13 protein-coding genes, 1 tRNA gene and 2 pseudogenes are annotated in these 14893 nt (G+C 64.8%); 9 read left to right on the top strand and 7 right to left on the bottom strand.

All coding sequences use genetic code 11. The features are described 5' to 3' along the window. Positions 1–52 precede the first annotated feature (52 nt). The 4 genes and pseudogenes from EV580_RS30805 to EV580_RS30795 form a co-directional block, all read right to left on the bottom strand. The gene (locus EV580_RS30805; RefSeq protein WP_133696485.1) at positions 53–2392 is read right to left on the bottom strand and encodes a glycerol-3-phosphate 1-O-acyltransferase; all 2340 of its coding nucleotides are present in this window, start codon (positions 2390–2392) and stop codon (positions 53–55) included. Between the two features lie 23 nt (positions 2393–2415). Next, positions 2416–2562, bottom strand: a pseudogene (locus EV580_RS34690) (hypothetical protein); the annotation flags it as partial. A 204-nt stretch (positions 2563–2766) separates the two neighbouring features. Further along, positions 2767–3933: pseudogene (locus EV580_RS30800) on the bottom strand (HAD-IB family hydrolase/lysophospholipid acyltransferase family protein); the annotation flags it as partial. A 44-nt stretch (positions 3934–3977) separates the two neighbouring features. Then, positions 3978–5462 carry a wax ester/triacylglycerol synthase family O-acyltransferase gene (locus EV580_RS30795; RefSeq protein WP_133696481.1) on the bottom strand — a complete coding sequence of 495 codons (1485 nt, stop codon included), beginning with the start codon at positions 5460–5462 and terminating at the stop codon, positions 3978–3980. Positions 5463–5686: 224 nt separating this feature from the next. Between EV580_RS30795 and EV580_RS30790 the strand changes: the two genes are divergently transcribed. Then, the gene (locus EV580_RS30790) at positions 5687–8470 is read left to right on the top strand and encodes an aminotransferase class I/II-fold pyridoxal phosphate-dependent enzyme (protein ID WP_133696480.1); all 2784 of its coding nucleotides are present in this window, start codon (positions 5687–5689) and stop codon (positions 8468–8470) included. A 7-nt stretch (positions 8471–8477) separates the two neighbouring features. Here the strand turns inward: EV580_RS30790 and EV580_RS30785 are convergent, their stop codons facing one another. Further along, on the bottom strand, positions 8478–8738 hold the full coding sequence (locus tag EV580_RS30785; protein WP_133696478.1) for a hypothetical protein: 261 nt from the start codon (positions 8736–8738) through the stop codon (positions 8478–8480). Between the two features lie 102 nt (positions 8739–8840). Between EV580_RS30785 and EV580_RS30780 the strand changes: the two genes are divergently transcribed. Together EV580_RS30780 and EV580_RS30775 are read left to right on the top strand one after the other, a co-directional pair. Next, on the top strand, positions 8841–9071 hold the full coding sequence (locus EV580_RS30780; protein ID WP_370581593.1) for a hypothetical protein: 231 nt from the start codon (positions 8841–8843) through the stop codon (positions 9069–9071). Further along, positions 9068–9370: a hypothetical protein gene (locus tag EV580_RS30775; protein WP_133696476.1), complete on the top strand. Its 303-nt coding sequence runs from the start codon at positions 9068–9070 to the stop codon at positions 9368–9370. The genes EV580_RS30780 and EV580_RS30775 overlap by 4 nt, the downstream gene beginning before the upstream one ends. A 6-nt stretch (positions 9371–9376) precedes the next feature. Here EV580_RS30775 and EV580_RS30770 read toward each other — a convergent pair whose 3' ends face one another. Then, the gene (locus EV580_RS30770; protein ID WP_133696475.1) at positions 9377–9982 is read right to left on the bottom strand and encodes a TetR/AcrR family transcriptional regulator; all 606 of its coding nucleotides are present in this window, start codon (positions 9980–9982) and stop codon (positions 9377–9379) included. Positions 9983–10136: 154 nt separating this feature from the next. Between EV580_RS30770 and EV580_RS30765 the strand changes: the two genes are divergently transcribed. Both EV580_RS30765 and EV580_RS30760 read left to right on the top strand, forming a co-directional pair. Beyond that, positions 10137–11354, top strand: a complete 1218-nt coding sequence (locus EV580_RS30765; protein ID WP_133696473.1) for a cytochrome P450 — start codon at positions 10137–10139, stop codon at positions 11352–11354. Between the two features lie 132 nt (positions 11355–11486). Beyond that, a complete protein-coding gene (locus EV580_RS30760) occupies positions 11487–12131 on the top strand; it encodes an SDR family oxidoreductase (RefSeq protein ID WP_133696472.1) in 645 nt (214 codons plus the stop codon). A gap of 3 nt (positions 12132–12134) precedes the next feature. Here the strand turns inward: EV580_RS30760 and EV580_RS30755 are convergent, their stop codons facing one another. Beyond that, positions 12135–13343, bottom strand: coding sequence for an alpha/beta hydrolase (locus tag EV580_RS30755; protein ID WP_133696470.1), 1209 nt, complete (start codon positions 13341–13343; stop codon positions 12135–12137). 232 nt (positions 13344–13575) lie between these two features. Here EV580_RS30755 and EV580_RS30750 point away from each other — a divergent pair, with 232 nt between their 5' ends. The 4 genes from EV580_RS30750 to EV580_RS30735 all read left to right on the top strand — a co-directional run bounded on the left by EV580_RS30750 (position 13576) and on the right by EV580_RS30735 (position 14840). Continuing rightward, positions 13576–13986, top strand: coding sequence for a hypothetical protein (locus EV580_RS30750; RefSeq protein ID WP_133696468.1), 411 nt, complete (start codon positions 13576–13578; stop codon positions 13984–13986). A gap of 95 nt (positions 13987–14081) precedes the next feature. Further along, positions 14082–14155 (top strand) — tRNA-Arg (locus tag EV580_RS30745). A 125-nt stretch (positions 14156–14280) separates the two neighbouring features. Next, on the top strand, positions 14281–14565 hold the full coding sequence (locus EV580_RS30740) for a type II toxin-antitoxin system Phd/YefM family antitoxin (RefSeq protein ID WP_166654961.1): 285 nt from the start codon (positions 14281–14283) through the stop codon (positions 14563–14565). Beyond that, positions 14562–14840 carry a type II toxin-antitoxin system RelE family toxin gene (locus EV580_RS30735; protein WP_133696464.1) on the top strand — a complete coding sequence of 93 codons (279 nt, stop codon included), beginning with the start codon at positions 14562–14564 and terminating at the stop codon, positions 14838–14840. The genes EV580_RS30740 and EV580_RS30735 overlap by 4 nt, the downstream gene beginning before the upstream one ends. Positions 14841–14893: the final 53 nt, after the last annotated feature.

Raw genomic sequence — 14893 nt, 5'->3', positions numbered from 1 at the left:
CTTCCCACGCACAGATTAACGAGCGAGGACAGGGCAGTGGCTCATCGCATCGCTACGGTGCGTCGAGCTCACGGAGTTTCAGCTCGCGGGCATAGAACTGCTCCGACGACAGCGCGCCGATGCGATCCATATCGGCCAGGATGCTGCGCAGTTCGTGCAGGAAATCCTTGCGGCGCTGCTTCAGGTCGGGAGCGGCCTCCAGCAGATGCTGGTCGACGGCCACCTGCCGCGCGGTTGCGAACAACAACGCCGACACCGACTCGTTGCTGCGGATCCGGCCCTGCGCCGCGTACTGGGCGCCCACGCCCAGCGCCAGCTTGGTCAGTTCCTTTTCCTCGATGTCGGTCGGCGCGTCGCACAGCACGTCAGCGACGATCTCGTAGGCCTCAATGAACGGGCGCAGCATGGCGTGCGACATCAGCGGCTGCTTGCGACGCAACAGGTCGTCGACCGCGTCACCGCCGGCGGCGACGTGGATCTCCCAATCCTCTTGCCACGACATCTCTTCGGCGAGATGCTCGCGGAAGGCCGCGGAATCGGCGAAATAGAAGTCGAACTTCAGCAGGTCGCGCAACCGCATCGCTTGGTCCCAGAACACCGCCACCCGGTCACCGTCGGGCGCCCGGCCGGCATGGGCCAGCGCCAATTCGGCGATCGCCGTTTCCAGGAATGCGTGGATGAGCGTGTTGCGGTAGAAGGCTGCCTCGTGCTCCTGCTCGGGAGCGATGCGCCACACCGGTTCGTGGCCGCCGTCCACCCGGGTCACCGGATGACCGTTCGACAGCCCGTCGACCGCTGCCCGAACCCCTTCGGGGGTCCTGAGCCGTAAGGCGCTGTTGGTCACCGGATTCTGTTTACGCTCAAGGTAATCCAGCGAATCCTGCAACGTGTGGTGCAGCTGGCTCAGCGTCAGCGCACGGCCGCGGGTGGTGAGAAGCAGCGCCGACAACAACGCGGTCGCATTGATCGGCGTCACCCGCAGGATCCGCCAGGCCACCTCAAACGCCATCTTCTGCATGGCCAGCCGTTTGGCGGCCTCGTCCGAGGCGACCTCGCCGCCCGGCTCGCCCAGGTACTGGCGCATCGAGACCGCCTCGGGGAAGCGGACGTAGATCTTGCCGTAGTTGCGCTCCCCCTGCGCCTTGATGAAGTTGAACAGCCACTCCGCGCTTTCCGGCGTCTTCTCCCCGCCGCGGGCGTAGTTGGCGTACTCGGTGGTCTCGTGCAGTTGATCGAAGCTGATCGAGACCGGCTGCAGCAGGATGTCCTCGCTGCGGCCGTCCAGGTAGGCGTCGGCGACATAGGCCAGCAGACCGAGCTTGGGCGGCAACATCTTTCCGGTTCGCGACCGGGTGCCCTCGATCGACCAGCTGAGGTTGAAGCGCTTTTGCACGATGAACCCGACGAACTGGCGCAGCACGTACTTGTACAGCGGATCGTCGAGCTTGCGGCGTAAGAAGATGACGCCCGAGCGGCGCATCAGCGGGCCCATGAACCCGAAGGACAGGTTGATCCCGGCGAAGGTGTGCGCCGGGGGCAGCTTGTTCTCCTGCATCGCCACCGGGACGATGACACCGTCGAGGTAGGACCGGTGCGACCACAGCAGAACCGCGGGGTGGTCTTCCAGGCCGCGACGCATGGCTTCGATTTCCATGGTGTCGTAGTCGATTCGGGAATCGAAGCCACGGCTGAAAATGGCGCGCCCGAGGTTGGGGATCAGGTCGACCGAGAACCTGCTCCACCCGGTGGCCAGCTCGTTGAGCATCTCTTCGGCCTTGGCCGGATCGGCTCCGGGGATCTGCTCGAGGCCCTCCATGAACCGGGTGGACGCCATCAGCTCGTCGGTGATCAGTCGCGGTGACTTGTATTCCGGGCCGAGCAGCCGCAGTTCCATCCGCTCGACCGCCAACGCCGCGCGGCGCAGAACGAAGCGCGCGAAGTCGCGCGGGCTGTCGCCGACGGTGTTCTCCTGCCACTGCTGGCGCAGTTCGGACACCTTCGCCGGTTCACCGGCTACGATGCGGGCGCGGGATGGATCCTTGCGAAGGATGCTGCGCTGCAACAGTTCCGGCGGACGGTAGGTGTCGCGCCCGGACAGCAGGCCGACGATTTTGACCCGGGTGGGCAGGCCGCCGGGGACCCAGAAGACGCGCACGGGGACGACAAGACGATCCTCGCCGCCGGCGAGTTCTTCGACGAGCTGAGCCACCACCCCGGGCGGCGGGTCGCCGGCGGGCAGGCGCAGTACTTCGACCCTGGTGTCAGGGTGGGCGCGACGCTGGGCGTGCAGCCAGTCGTTGAGCAGCTCGAACTCGGCCTTGGAGGACACCGACGCCAGCACCAGGGCGTCGTCGGTGGTGCTGAAGTCGGCCAGGTGGTCGGATCGGGTCATTTGCGGCCCTTGGCATTCGGCGCTTTTGCGGCGGCTTTCTTCGCGGGTGCTTTCTTCGCTGCGGTCTTCTTCGCGGGTGCCTTCTTGACGGCGGCCTTCTTCGCGGGCGCCTTCTTGTAGATCTCGTGCGTCGGCACTTCGCCGTTTGGCCAGTCCTTCAACGTGTCCAGATAGAGCTGACGGACCTCCTCGATGCGTTGCGGCAGGTCGTCGAGCGTCCAGTCCTCGACCGAAAGCGGTGGATAGACAACGACATCCACCTCCCCCGGATTCATCGTCGACGAATCACGGGAGGCGATCACCTCCGCATTGCGAACGACGATGGGCACCAACGGCACACCGGCCGCCATCGCCAACCGGAACGGCCCCTTCTTGAACGGTCCGACGGTGCGGGTGTCCAGCCGAGTGCCTTCGGGCGCGATCATGATCGACAGGCCCTTGGTCACCAATTCCTCGACCTCGTGCATGGTTTCGAGAGCGGCCTTGGGGTCGTCGCGGTCGATGAACACTGTGTCGGTCAGCTTGCCCAGCGTGCCGACAACAGGGTCGTCCTTCAGTTCTTTCTTGCCGACACCGGTCCAGTTGTCGCGGAGCAGCGATGCCACGATGAGGGGGTCGACGTTGTTGCGGTGGTTGAAGATGAACACCGCCGGGCGTTGCTTCTTGAGGTTCTCCTGGCCAAGGACGTTGAGCCGCACACCGTTTACGGCCAGCAGCATGTTGGGGAACGCGGTGGTGAAGAAGTTCAGGCCGCGGCGCCGACTGCGGGTGAGTGCGCCCCACCAGATCGCGCCGGTCGCGGCCGGTACCAGAGTGCCGACACCGAGCAGGGTACGAATCTGACCCATCACCCCGCCGCCGCCGCGGCTGTGGAATTGCAGGATCGGCCAGCCGCGGCGCCGAGCCACCGCGGCCATCTTGCCCTCGGGATTGGTCGGGCGCGGATTGCCGACCAGATACATCAGCGCGACGTCCTCGTCACCGTCGGCGTAGAAATACGACTGCTTGAGGTCAATGTCGTTGTCGGCGGCGAACTTCTGCACGGCGTTGGCCTTACCCGGCCCCCACAGGATGGGCCGAACCACCTCACCGGTCAGCACGTCGTTCTCATCGACCTCGAAGCGGTTGGTCAGGGTGTTCTCGATGCCGAGGAAGTTGGCCACCGGTTCGACCTGAAGGGTCAGCGCCGAGGAACTGAGCACCACCGTGTGGCCGCGTTCCATATGCGCGTGCACCAGCTCGCGCATCTCGGGATAGATCCGCTTCTCGATCTTCTGCACGAACATCCGATCGCCGATCTCGTGCAAATCGCTCAGTGCCCGCCCGCGCAGTGCTTGGGACGCCTTGGTGATCAGCTCTTCGAACTCCAGCCGGCCGAGCTGATGGTTGAGCCCGGCGGCGATCATCGTGATCAGCTCGCCGATGCCCATATCGCGGCTGCGGAAGCGTTCCTGGGTGAGGATGACGGCGGTGAATCCGGCCACCAGAGTGCCGTCGAGATCGAAGAACGCTCCGATCTTCGGCCCCTCCGGGCTGGCCATCACCTCGGCAACCGAACCGGGCAGCCGCATCTCCTTGTCGCTCATCAGAAGGACACCGATCCGTTCGTGGAGGGTTGGGCGGAGCTGTCGGCCTTGTCGGGGAACGACGAGGGCACCACGCGCGGCGGCGGATCGCCGGCCAGTGCCAGCACCTCGTCGAAGCCCTCACGCAAGGACTTCGCCCACAGGTCTTCGTCGGTGATCGATGCACGGTCGTAGCGCGTGGTCACCGTCGCGAAGCCGCCACGGGAGACCAGCACCACCATCATCGCCACCCCGGGAAGCGGTCCAATGCCATACTGCCGCAAGACTTTCGCCCCGGCGATGTAGGTGTCGCCGGCGTAGACGGGCACGTTGCTGGCCTGCACGTCGGAGGCGATGACCGACCCGGTCATCGCCTCGAGCACCGCGTCGGGCAACAGTCCGACCACCGGCGCGACGGCGCCCATCAGGTCGATGGCCGCCTCCTCGCGCCGGGACGTCATCTGCTTGCGAATCTTCTGGATCCGCACCGCCGGGTCGGCGACCGCGATCGGCGCGGCAAGGTTGACCCCGGCGAATCGGTTGCCGCCGGCCGGGTCGGCTTCGGCGCGCAGGCTCACCGGGACTGCCATCGGCAAGCTGTTGATCGGCACACCGAGCGCCTCGTGATAGCGCCGCAGGGCCCCGCACAAGCCGGCGAGGTAGGCATCGTTGATCGAGCCGCCCGCGGCGTGCGCGGCCGACCGCAGGTCGGTGAGCCGCATCTCGATGGCTTCACTTCGTGACGACAGGCTTCGGCGACGCAGCAGCGGTGACGGCTCGGCCGCGCGGCCGATGACCCGACGCCCGGAGCGGGCATAGTCGACGGCGTCCCACACCGCGGTCCCCGGGTTGCGTACCACCCGTCCGATCACCGACAGTCCACCCGAAACGGCGCCGAACAGTCCGCTGACGATGGCGCCGGGCAGCTGGTTGAACCCTTCGCGCATCAGGTCGTTGGGTGTCAGATCCTGCGGGACCGGCATCGGCGGGGCCGGCCTCGGCGCGGGTTCGCGCTCCAGGTCGTAGATCTCGGCGAACATCGCGGTCGCACCGACACCGTCGGTGACCGCGTGACTCAGGTGCAGCAGGGTCGCGGCCTTGCCGCCTTCCAGGCCTTCGACAAGGGTGGCCGTCCACAGCGGTCGCGAGATGTCGAGCGGGGACTGCAGGCTCACCTCGGCCAGGTCGAGGACCTCGCGCAGGGTGCCGGGCTCCGGGACCCGCACACGGCGGACATGGAAGTCGAGGTTGAAGTCGGGGTCTACGACCCAGCGGGGAGCCGCCGTCGGGAGAGTCGGCACGACGACGCGCTGGCGCAACCGAAGCACCTTGCGGGAGGCGTTCTCGAACGCCGACCGGAACCGGTTCCAGTCCGGCGTGCTGTCGAGGATCTCCAGCGCCATGATCCCCGAGCGGGTTCGCGGATTGGCCTCGCCACGATGCAACAGCATGTCGAGGGGGCCGAGTTCGTCCGGCAGACCATTCGCATCGACGGCTCCGCTCATCGACCGCACCTCCTCGACACCGCATCCCCTCCTGTTCGCACCCCGGCAAGCCCGGAAACCACGCTAGTCGGCGCGCGCCAGTGGCGGGTCTCGATTGTGAGACGGCTTGGCGGCCGTCGAAACCCCGACGTCGGCCGATCGACGGCCACGGTTGGCTTCCGGTTGGCCCGCGCGTCACGCCGGCTCTGCAACCCTTGTCATCGAGAATCGTGAAAGGGCCTTCCATGGCGGACATCTCGCGTGCGTACAACAGTGTCGGACAACTGCGGGCGGACGCCTGGTGTCGCCTCGAAGAGGCCGCCGACCGGCTCACCAGGACGACCACGACCGGTGCGCTGAAAGAGAAATACGTCGGCATCTGCCGGGATCTGCTGAGCGATCTGACTCCGCTGGAGCCGTACTGGGCGTTTCCTGGCTCCCCGCAATTCGCCAGGGTGCAGCGGCTGTTCGCCGGCGGAAGCTACGACAAGTTCGCGGCCGTCGTCACGCGCATCAACCGCGCGCTGACCACCGAGTCCTACCGGGCCGGGCACGCCGAGAACGCCGGCGTCGAGGACCAGGACATGTTCCCGACCGACCCGCGTCAACTGGAGAGCCAGCCGACGACGCACCGCGATCAGCCGTATTTCGAGGTGCTGGTCGTGGAGAAGATGACCGACGCCCAAGAGCGTGCGCTGCGCAAAGAGGTCCGCAGCTGGCGGCGCCCCGACGACGAGTTCGTCTACGAGCTGGTGGTGGTGGGCAGCGGCGATGAGGCGCTGATCGCCGCCCGGCTCAACGTCAACCTCCAGGCCGTCGTGATCCGGCGGCGGTTCTCTCATCAGTCGACGCGTGACCTGTCGATGCTGACCGAGTTCGTCGACACCGAGCTGACCGACGAGCTCGCCGATCACCAGTCCCCCGACGACCGGGCCGAGATCCTGGCGACCTCATTGGCCGAGCTTCGCCCCGAGTTGGACCTGTATCTGATGACCGAGATCGAGGTCGAGGACATCGCCGGGCGGCTGGGCCAGCACTTCCGACGGGTGTTCCACGCCCGCGAAGGCATGCTCGAGCTACACCTGTCGATCCTGCACGGAGTGGCTGCGCGCTACCGCACCCCGTTCTTCAGCGCTCTCAAGCAATACAGTCACCGGCCGACCGGAGTGTTCCACGCGCTGCCGATCTCGCAGGGCAAGTCGATCGTCACGTCGCACTGGATCAAGGACATGGTCGGGTTCTACGGCCTGGACGTGTTCATGGCCGAGACGTCGGCGACGTGCGGAGGGCTGGACTCGCTGCTCGACCCGACCGGCCCGCTGCGGGATGCGCAGACGCTGGCATCGGAAACCTACGGTTCGCGCCACAGCTACTTCGTCACCAACGGCACCTCGACAGCCAACAAGGTCGTCACCCAAGCGCTCGTCGCCCCGGGCGACATCGTGCTGCTCGACAGGAACTGCCACCAGTCCCACCACTACGGGATGATGCTGGCCGGCGCGCACGTCGTCTATCTCGAGGCGTATCCGCTGGAGCAGTATTCGATGTACGGCGCGGTGCCGCTGCACGAGATCAAGTCGAAGCTGCTGGCGCTCAAGGCCGCCGGCAAGCTCGATCGCGTCAAGATGATCTCACTGACCAACTGCACGTTCGACGGGATCGTCTACGACGTCACACGGGTCATGGAGGAATGCCTGGCCATCAAGCCTGACCTCGTATTCCTCTGGGACGAGGCATGGTTCGCATTCGCGCGCTTTCACCCGGTGTACCGCACCCGCACTGCGATGGCGTCGGCAAAGGCACTGCGCGAAAAGCTGGCGGACCCGTCCTACATCGCACACTACGAGTCAACGCTGGACGACCGCGCGGCCATGTCCGACGAGGAACTGCTGAACACCCGGCTGATCCCGGATCCGGCCCGGGCGCGGGTCCGGGTGTACGCCACCCAGTCGACCCACAAGACGCTGACGGCACTGCGCCAGGGCTCGATGATTCACGTTTTCGACCAGGACTTCGAGCAGAAGGTCGCCGAGGCGTTCCACGAGGCGTACATGGCGCACACGTCGACGTCGCCGAATTATCAGATCCTGGCATCGCTGGATCTGGGCCGGCGCCAGGTGGCCCTCGAAGGGGTCGAGCTCGTTCAGCGTCAGCTCGAGAACGCGATGCAACTGCGCGACGCGATCGACAATCATCCGTTGTTGCGCAAGTACGTTTCGTGCCTACGTACCTCGGATCTGATCCCCGAGGCGTACCGGCCCTCGCGCATCGCCCAGCCATTGCGATCGGGTCTGCGCAACATGATGGCCGCGTGGGAGGCCGACGAGTTCGTGCTCGACCCGTCGCGAATCACGTTGTCAATCGGCAACACTGGCTACGACGGCGACCAGTTCAAGCGCCAACAGCTGATGGACCGGCACGGAGTTCAGATCAACAAGACCTCACGCAACACCGTGTTGTTCATGACCAACATCGGTACCACGCGCAGTTCGGTGGCGTTCCTTGTCGAGGTGTTGGTGAAGATCGCCCGCGAGCTCGAGGAGCACGTCTCCGAGATGAGTCTCGGCGAGCGCGGCCGATTCGAGCGGCGGGTGCATCGCCTCACGCGACAATCGATTCCGCTGCCGGACTTCAGTGGATTCCATACCGCGTTCCGCGACGGTGACACCCCCGAAGGTGACGTGCGGCCGGCGTTCTACCTGTCCTACAACGACACCAACTGTGAATACCTCAGCGACGCCGAGATCGATGAGCGGCTGGCGGCGGGACGACAGGTGGTGTCGGCGACATTCGTCACGCCCTACCCACCGGGCTTCCCGGTGCTGGTGCCCGGGCAGTTGTTCAGTCCGCAGATCTTGGCCTTCATCCGCGACCTGGACACTCCTGAGGTGCACGGCTACCGGCCGGACTACGGCTATCGCGTGTATACGGAAAAGGCGATGGAAATCGCCGGAGGCACCACGGCGCCCGAGTCGAACGGGCATCGCACGCTGGTGGCAGCGGGCAGCGAGGACCCGGGCGCCGACTAGCCGGGGTCTAGCCAATGCACAGCGGCGGCAGGAGCAACAGCACCGGCCACAGCAGGGCAGCCAAGACGTAGGCGCCCACCTCGGCACCGGCCGGCAGGATGCGGTCGAGCTGCACCTCGAGCTGCTGCACCGCCTCGACGTGGAAAAACGCCCACGTGAGTCCGATGAGCAGATGCGGGATCGCCAGCCACATCGCGATCTCGATCAAGGTTTCGAGACTCACCTTGTAGCTCAGCACGCGGCGCATTCTGGTCATCAGATCGTCCATCAGCCCTCCTCCCCAAGTCTGAGAACCTAGGTTCTCACAAATTGCTGTAGCAGGGAGCCGTACTGACTACGATTGGCCTGACTCGGGGCGGGAGGAAATCACATGGAGTTGCTGACGAAGGTTCGTCAGATCCTGAACTACAAGCTGACGATCGCCGAATTGATCGGTATCGGACTGCTGCTCGGCATCCCCTATCTCGCGGTCGGCCTGGTGTGGTCGTCCACGCACACCGAGCATCTGAGTCAGTTGCACGGCGCCGATCTCGTCGTGTCCTTCCTCGGGTCGATTGCGTCGTGGCCCGTGCTGCTGTTCGCCAATGTCTGCATGACGTGACTGCCCGCCAGATCGTCCTGGGCGTGGTCGCGGTGGCGTTGCTGACGGTTGGACTGCTTGCGCTGCGCTGGCCGGTGTACCTGTCCGAATTCGATTCCTGGGGCGTACAAGTCAAGTGCGGCAGCGGTTTTAGTGCCGAGCTGGTTCAGGCGACGTTCGCCGGCGCGACCGACCGCTGCCAGCACGCGCTCGCGATCCGGCGGATGTGGGCGATCCCCATGGCCGCACTGGGCTGGCTGATCGTCATCGTTTTGGTGGTGCCGTTGCTGCGACCGCGAGAGGGCAGCGCAACAACCTGACAAGCATCAATTGCCGGGCAGCACGAGATTCGCCATCACGAACTGCAGATAGGGCTCGTGGAGATCCTGGCCGTCGAGATGGCTTCCCATCAACACGCCCTCGGTGCTGGCTACGAGCAGCCGAGCCAGCGTCTCGGCTGGCATCCGGAGCTCGCCGCCAAGGCGAGCAACGTGATTGACGATATACGTTGCGACCCACTGAATCATTCGCTCGCGCTGCGGCGCGAGACGCTCATGCGCGTCCGGGTTGCGAAGCAGGTACAGCGAAAATTCGTAGTTGAGTGCCGCGTCGGCCCGGCTCGCGGTGGTGACACTGCGCCATCGCTTTACGAGTTCGTCGACCAGTTGATCGTCGAGCGCCTCGAACGTCCCGATGACGTCGTCGAAATTGGCCGCCAGGCGTTGCAGCCGTCGCTCCACGACGGCCAGGAACAGGTCGTCCTTGGCCCCGAAGTGCGACGCGATGGCACCGCGCGTGTATCCGGCAGCCTCGGCGATGTCATCGAGCGCGGCTCCCGCGAAGCCATGATCGGCGAACGCCCGCTCTGCCGAATCGAGCAGCAGATTGCGGGTGTGTTCCAGCCGACGCTCACGCGTCCATCTCTCCGCCATGGGTCGATCGTCTCAGATCGCTGTCGCGCCTTGTACGGCTCGACCCCACTCGATATATTCGTGTCGGTATAAATTATCCGACTCCGAATATAAGTCGTTGAACTGCTACTACACGTCGGCTGGCAGTACTGCCGACCAACCCCAGGAGGTCGTGTTGCCCAAGTCTCGCGAGGAACATGCAGAGCATTGGGATTTGCGCCACGAGGACTTCAACGACAACGACTTCCTCTACGACGTGTACGACGTCATGCGCGCGAAGTCCGCATTCGCCTACACCGAGACACCGTTCCTGACCCCCGACGCCGGCGGATCGTGGGTCGCCGTGAGCTACAGCGCATGCGCGGCGATCCTCAAGGACTGGGAGCACTTTTCAAGCAACCCGACGCCGCAGGGTGCCGAGCAACTCCCCGGCGACATCGTGATCACCCTTGATCCTCCACGCCAGCAGAAGTTCCGCAAAGTGCTCAATCCATACTTCTCCCCAGGCCGGATGCAACAGCTGCAGCCCGAAATCCGTTCTGAAACAGATCAATTGATCGATGAGTTCATCGAATCGGGAGCCGGCGACCTCGCCGAGGTGGCCTGGCGGCAGCCCGGCGTCGTCTTCTTCAAGTACCTGCTGGGGATGCCGGTAGACGACGTACCGCTGTGCATCGAATTGACCGATACCGCCCTCAACGGCGCCACCGACGACGCGCGGAGCGCGGCGTGGGGTGGGCTGTACCAGCACCTGACGGACGCGGTCGTCGCGCACTCCGAGGCTCCGTCGGCCGACGACATGATCGATGTGCTGCTCAACGCTGAGATCGACGGCCAGAAGTTGGCATTCCAAGACGTGGTCGGCAACGCCATGTTGCTGGTGCAGGCGGGGCTGGAAACGACCGCCAACGCGATGTCTTTCGCCTTCCACTACCTCGCCACGCATCCCGGCGAACGCGACAGGCTGATCAACGAACCCGACGTCATGCCCTACGCGATCGAGGAGTTCATTCGCTTCGCCGGGTCGATCCACGGCATACCACGAACCGTCACACGCGATGTCGAGCTGGCAGGGCAGACCTTCCGCGCCGGCGAATCCGTGCAGGTGAACTACGCTTCGGCGAACCGGGACGCCGACGAGTTTCCACAGCCCGACCGCTGCATCCTCGACCGACGACAGAACAGGCACCTTGGATTCGGCGCCGGAGTGCACCGTTGCCTCGGGTCCAATCTCGCGCGCCTCGAATTCCGCATCGGCGTCGAACAGGTGCTGGCCCGAATGCCCGATTTCGCGCTGGCCACCGACTCCGAAGCCAAGTTCCACGGGAATTCCGTCACACGCGGATACCGCGCCGTTCCAGTGACATTCACACCGGGCGAGCGCTCAGTCTGAGCCGCAGAAGTTACCTCCCGACTCCTCGTCAATTGACGCCTCCGCAAGACCTTAGCGTGATCTTATCTTTACCTTATTTTTCTTAGAGTTCGTGTACGGTGAGGCTTGCCGCAGCAACGGAAGGAACCCGATATGCAGCCACCCGCACGCGTTGTGTTGATCACCGGCGCATCCAGGGGCATCGGAGCCGAAGTCGCCCGCCAGCTCGCCGAGCCCGGTACCCACGTCATCGTGAACTACCGGGAGAAGACGAAACAGGCGCAGTCGGTCGTCGATTCGATCCGTAAAGCGGGTGGCAGCGCCACAGCTTTGGCCGCCGATATCTCCGACGACGTCGAGGTCGCGGCGATGATGCAATGCATCGCTGCGCAATTCGGCAAGCTGGACGCCCTGATCCTCAACGCGTCGGGCGGACTCGAGATACGGCGCAACAGCGACGCCCAGCGCCGCGTCGCGACGTTGGCCATGCCGCTCATGCCTGTCGGCTCCCGGATCGTATTCGTCACCAGCCACCAAGCTCACTTCTTCCCGAACAAGGCGGTACCGAAGGGGTATGCGGGCGTCGCCGCGAGCAAGCGTGCGGGCGAAACCGCGCTCTACGCAATGCGTTCCGCGTTCGACCATGCGGGGATCCACCTGACGGTGGCCTCGGGCGACGAAACCAGCATCGTCCCGGCAGAAGAATTCGCGACCGCGATCGTGAACGCCGCGGTGACCGCGAGCCCGTCGACGATTGTCTACGCCGGCGGCGCCGATTATCTGATGACGGTCGCCTGATCGTCAGCTCGCCGAACTGACGGCGACCCTCCCGCTGCGCTTGCCCGCGGCGATATGCCGGCCGTAGACGATGCCGAGGAAGCTCGCGACGGCCTCGGCCGCCAGCTGACAGCGCAGGGTGGCGATGTGGTCGAAGGCGTGGTGGGCGTTCGGCAATTCGGCGTAGGACACGGTGCGCGGACCGGACTTTCGCAATGCGGCGGTAAACGCCCGGGCCTGCGAACTCGGGATGACGGCGTCGTTCTCACCGTGCAGGACGAAGAACGGCGGGGCGTTGCGGTGGATCCGGTGCAGCGGCGATGCGTCCCGGTACAGCGTGGGATCGTCGGCCACGCTGCGCTGCATGACGATGCGCTCGAGCAGCGGCATCATCAGCGGGTGCATGTTGTCGGTGTTGGTCAGGTCGTAGACGCCGTAATACGGCACCGCCGCTTGAACACTGGTGTCGGCGTCCTCGAAGCCGGGCTGCAACGTGGCGTCCCCCGCGGTGAGCGCGGCCAGTGAGGCGAGGTGCCCGCCGGCCGAGCCGCCGGTGATGGCGATGAAGTCGGGATCGCCCCCGTACTCGGCGATGTTCTCCCGCACCCAGGCGATGGCGCGTTTGACGTCGACCGCGTGCGTCGGGAAGGCGGCGCGGGGGCTACGGCTGTAGTTGACGGAGACGCAGATCCAGCCGAGCTCGGACATCCGGGTCATCAGCGGATAGCCTTGGCCCAGTTTGTCATTGACCGACCAGGCGCCGCCGGGCACATGGATCAGGACCGGCGCGCGATATCCCTCGGGCAAGTTGGGCCGGCGCCAGATGTCGAGCAGGTTGCTGCGGCCGCCTGGGCCGTAGGGGATGTTCCTGGTCTTGGCGGCGTAGTGACGCCGGTGCCGCATGGCGTCGACGACGCCAGCCAGATTGGGCCGACGAGCCTTGTACTCGTCGAGGGGGTGGCGGACGGAGTCGACGTAGTTCTTGCCGAACGTCTCCTGCAGGGCGCCGTCGAGGACGGCGTCGGCCTTTTGGACCGCCAGTCCGCAGGCGAGGTTTTCCAGCGGTGAGGGCAAGGCTGAGAGCGCGTGACCCGTGAGAACCTGAGGGGCGAATTCAGCGGAGAGCCAGCCGAGAATCCAGCCGGCGGCCGCTGGCGAGCCCCGCAGCAGTAGCGAGCCAGTGTGAAAGGCGCGCGTGCATTGCGCGGTGACCTGCTCAATCGGGCTACTCATAGCTGAAGACTCCCTTGTCCTTAGCTTGCCTAACGCCTTTGCCACTCCCCCGTGGTGTGCCAGTCGTCACACCATAACCCAACTTCGGACGAAGCTGAGAAATTCTCAGAATCTTTTTTTGGCGCGGACGATTCCCGCAGGCCAGCGATCAAGGTAACCGGAAACTGAGGACCTTTGGCCCCACCGAAGGCCGCGTGTCGGGCCGGCAAAGTTAACACCGGGTGGCGTTGGGTTGTCTGCCAACCCGCTCCTAAGGAAACGCCAAGCGTTTCCCATAGATGATTTGACGATGCTTCTCGAGGATCCCTACACAGTCGCTGCCGGTGGACTGACAGCCCGCACCGAGCCGACGTATTTCGCGCACACGTCCGCACCTTTGAGCCGACGTTTTCCGCGACATCCGCAGAAGCAGTCGTTTCATCCCAACGATGCAGCTCAGGCGCGACTGTTCAGTGAGCTGATGCAGGCCGAGATTGACGATCTCGAGGATCTGATCATGGTTGCTGAGCGCCGGTGGTCAAGCCGGCTCGACGCTGGCTGGGGTGCCGAGCGGACACCCGAACCCGTGTTGCGGCTGCGGGAAAAACTGAAGGAAGTGCGACGACTGCAGGATTCGTTGCAGGCGCGATTCGGCACCGATTGACGCCACTGCGGATTCCGGCTCAGGGAGATTCCAATTCACAGGAAGCTACACGCGCCCCTTCTGGCAAATCCGCCCCGCTAGACTGTCGACGCGCTGCCTCCGTAGCTCAGTCGGATAGAGCAAGGGCCTTCTAATCCCTAGGTCGCAGGTTCGATTCCTGCCGGGGGCGCTGGTCAGAGGTGGTATTTAGCCGTACTGAATAACGTCGGTCGGCGTTTATTCGCCCCGCGGTGGCCGCTTCAGAGGCTTCGGCGCATGTGGACGCGCCATCGATTCATGGTCATACTTGTGACCATGACCGAAACCAGCTCGTTGGCTGAGACGAAAGCCCACCTGTCCGAGTTGGTGGCCCGGGTCGGAGAGCAACACGAACGGATCACCGTCACGGTCCACGGGCGGCCGGCTGCGGTCATTCTCGCTGTCGATGATCTGGAGTCACTCGAGGAGACCATCGCCGTCCTGTCCGACTCAGCTGCGGTACGGGCGCTGAGCGAGGCCGATGCTCAACTGGCCCGCGGCGAAGGTGAGACTCAAGACCAACTTGCCGCAGCGATGCAAGCGCGTCGAGCCGGGAAGTGACCGAACAGCGATACGAACTAACCGTCGCTCCGATCGTCCGGCGACAGTTGACCGAAACCCTTCCGGAGTCTGTCGCGTTCGCAGCCTACGAGTTCATCACCGGACCGCTTTTGGACAATCCCCATCGGGTCGGCAAGCGTTTGCGGCCACCACTAGAGGATCGCCACAGTGCCCGTCGAGGTACTTATCGCGTGATCTACCGCATCGACGATGGGCATCGCCGCGTCACGGTCGTGGGCGTCTTCAGCCGAGCAGACGCCTACCGGACGCAGTAATCACGTTGCCGTTCAAGCCCCCGACAGTGGCCCGGCATCAGGTAACCACGCTA

Source organism: Mycobacterium sp. BK086 (assembly GCA_004362315.1).
GTDB lineage: Bacteria > Actinomycetota > Actinomycetes > Mycobacteriales > Mycobacteriaceae > Mycobacterium.
Note: the sequence above shows the minus strand (reverse complement) of the source record. Positions and strands in the feature narration are given on the sequence as shown.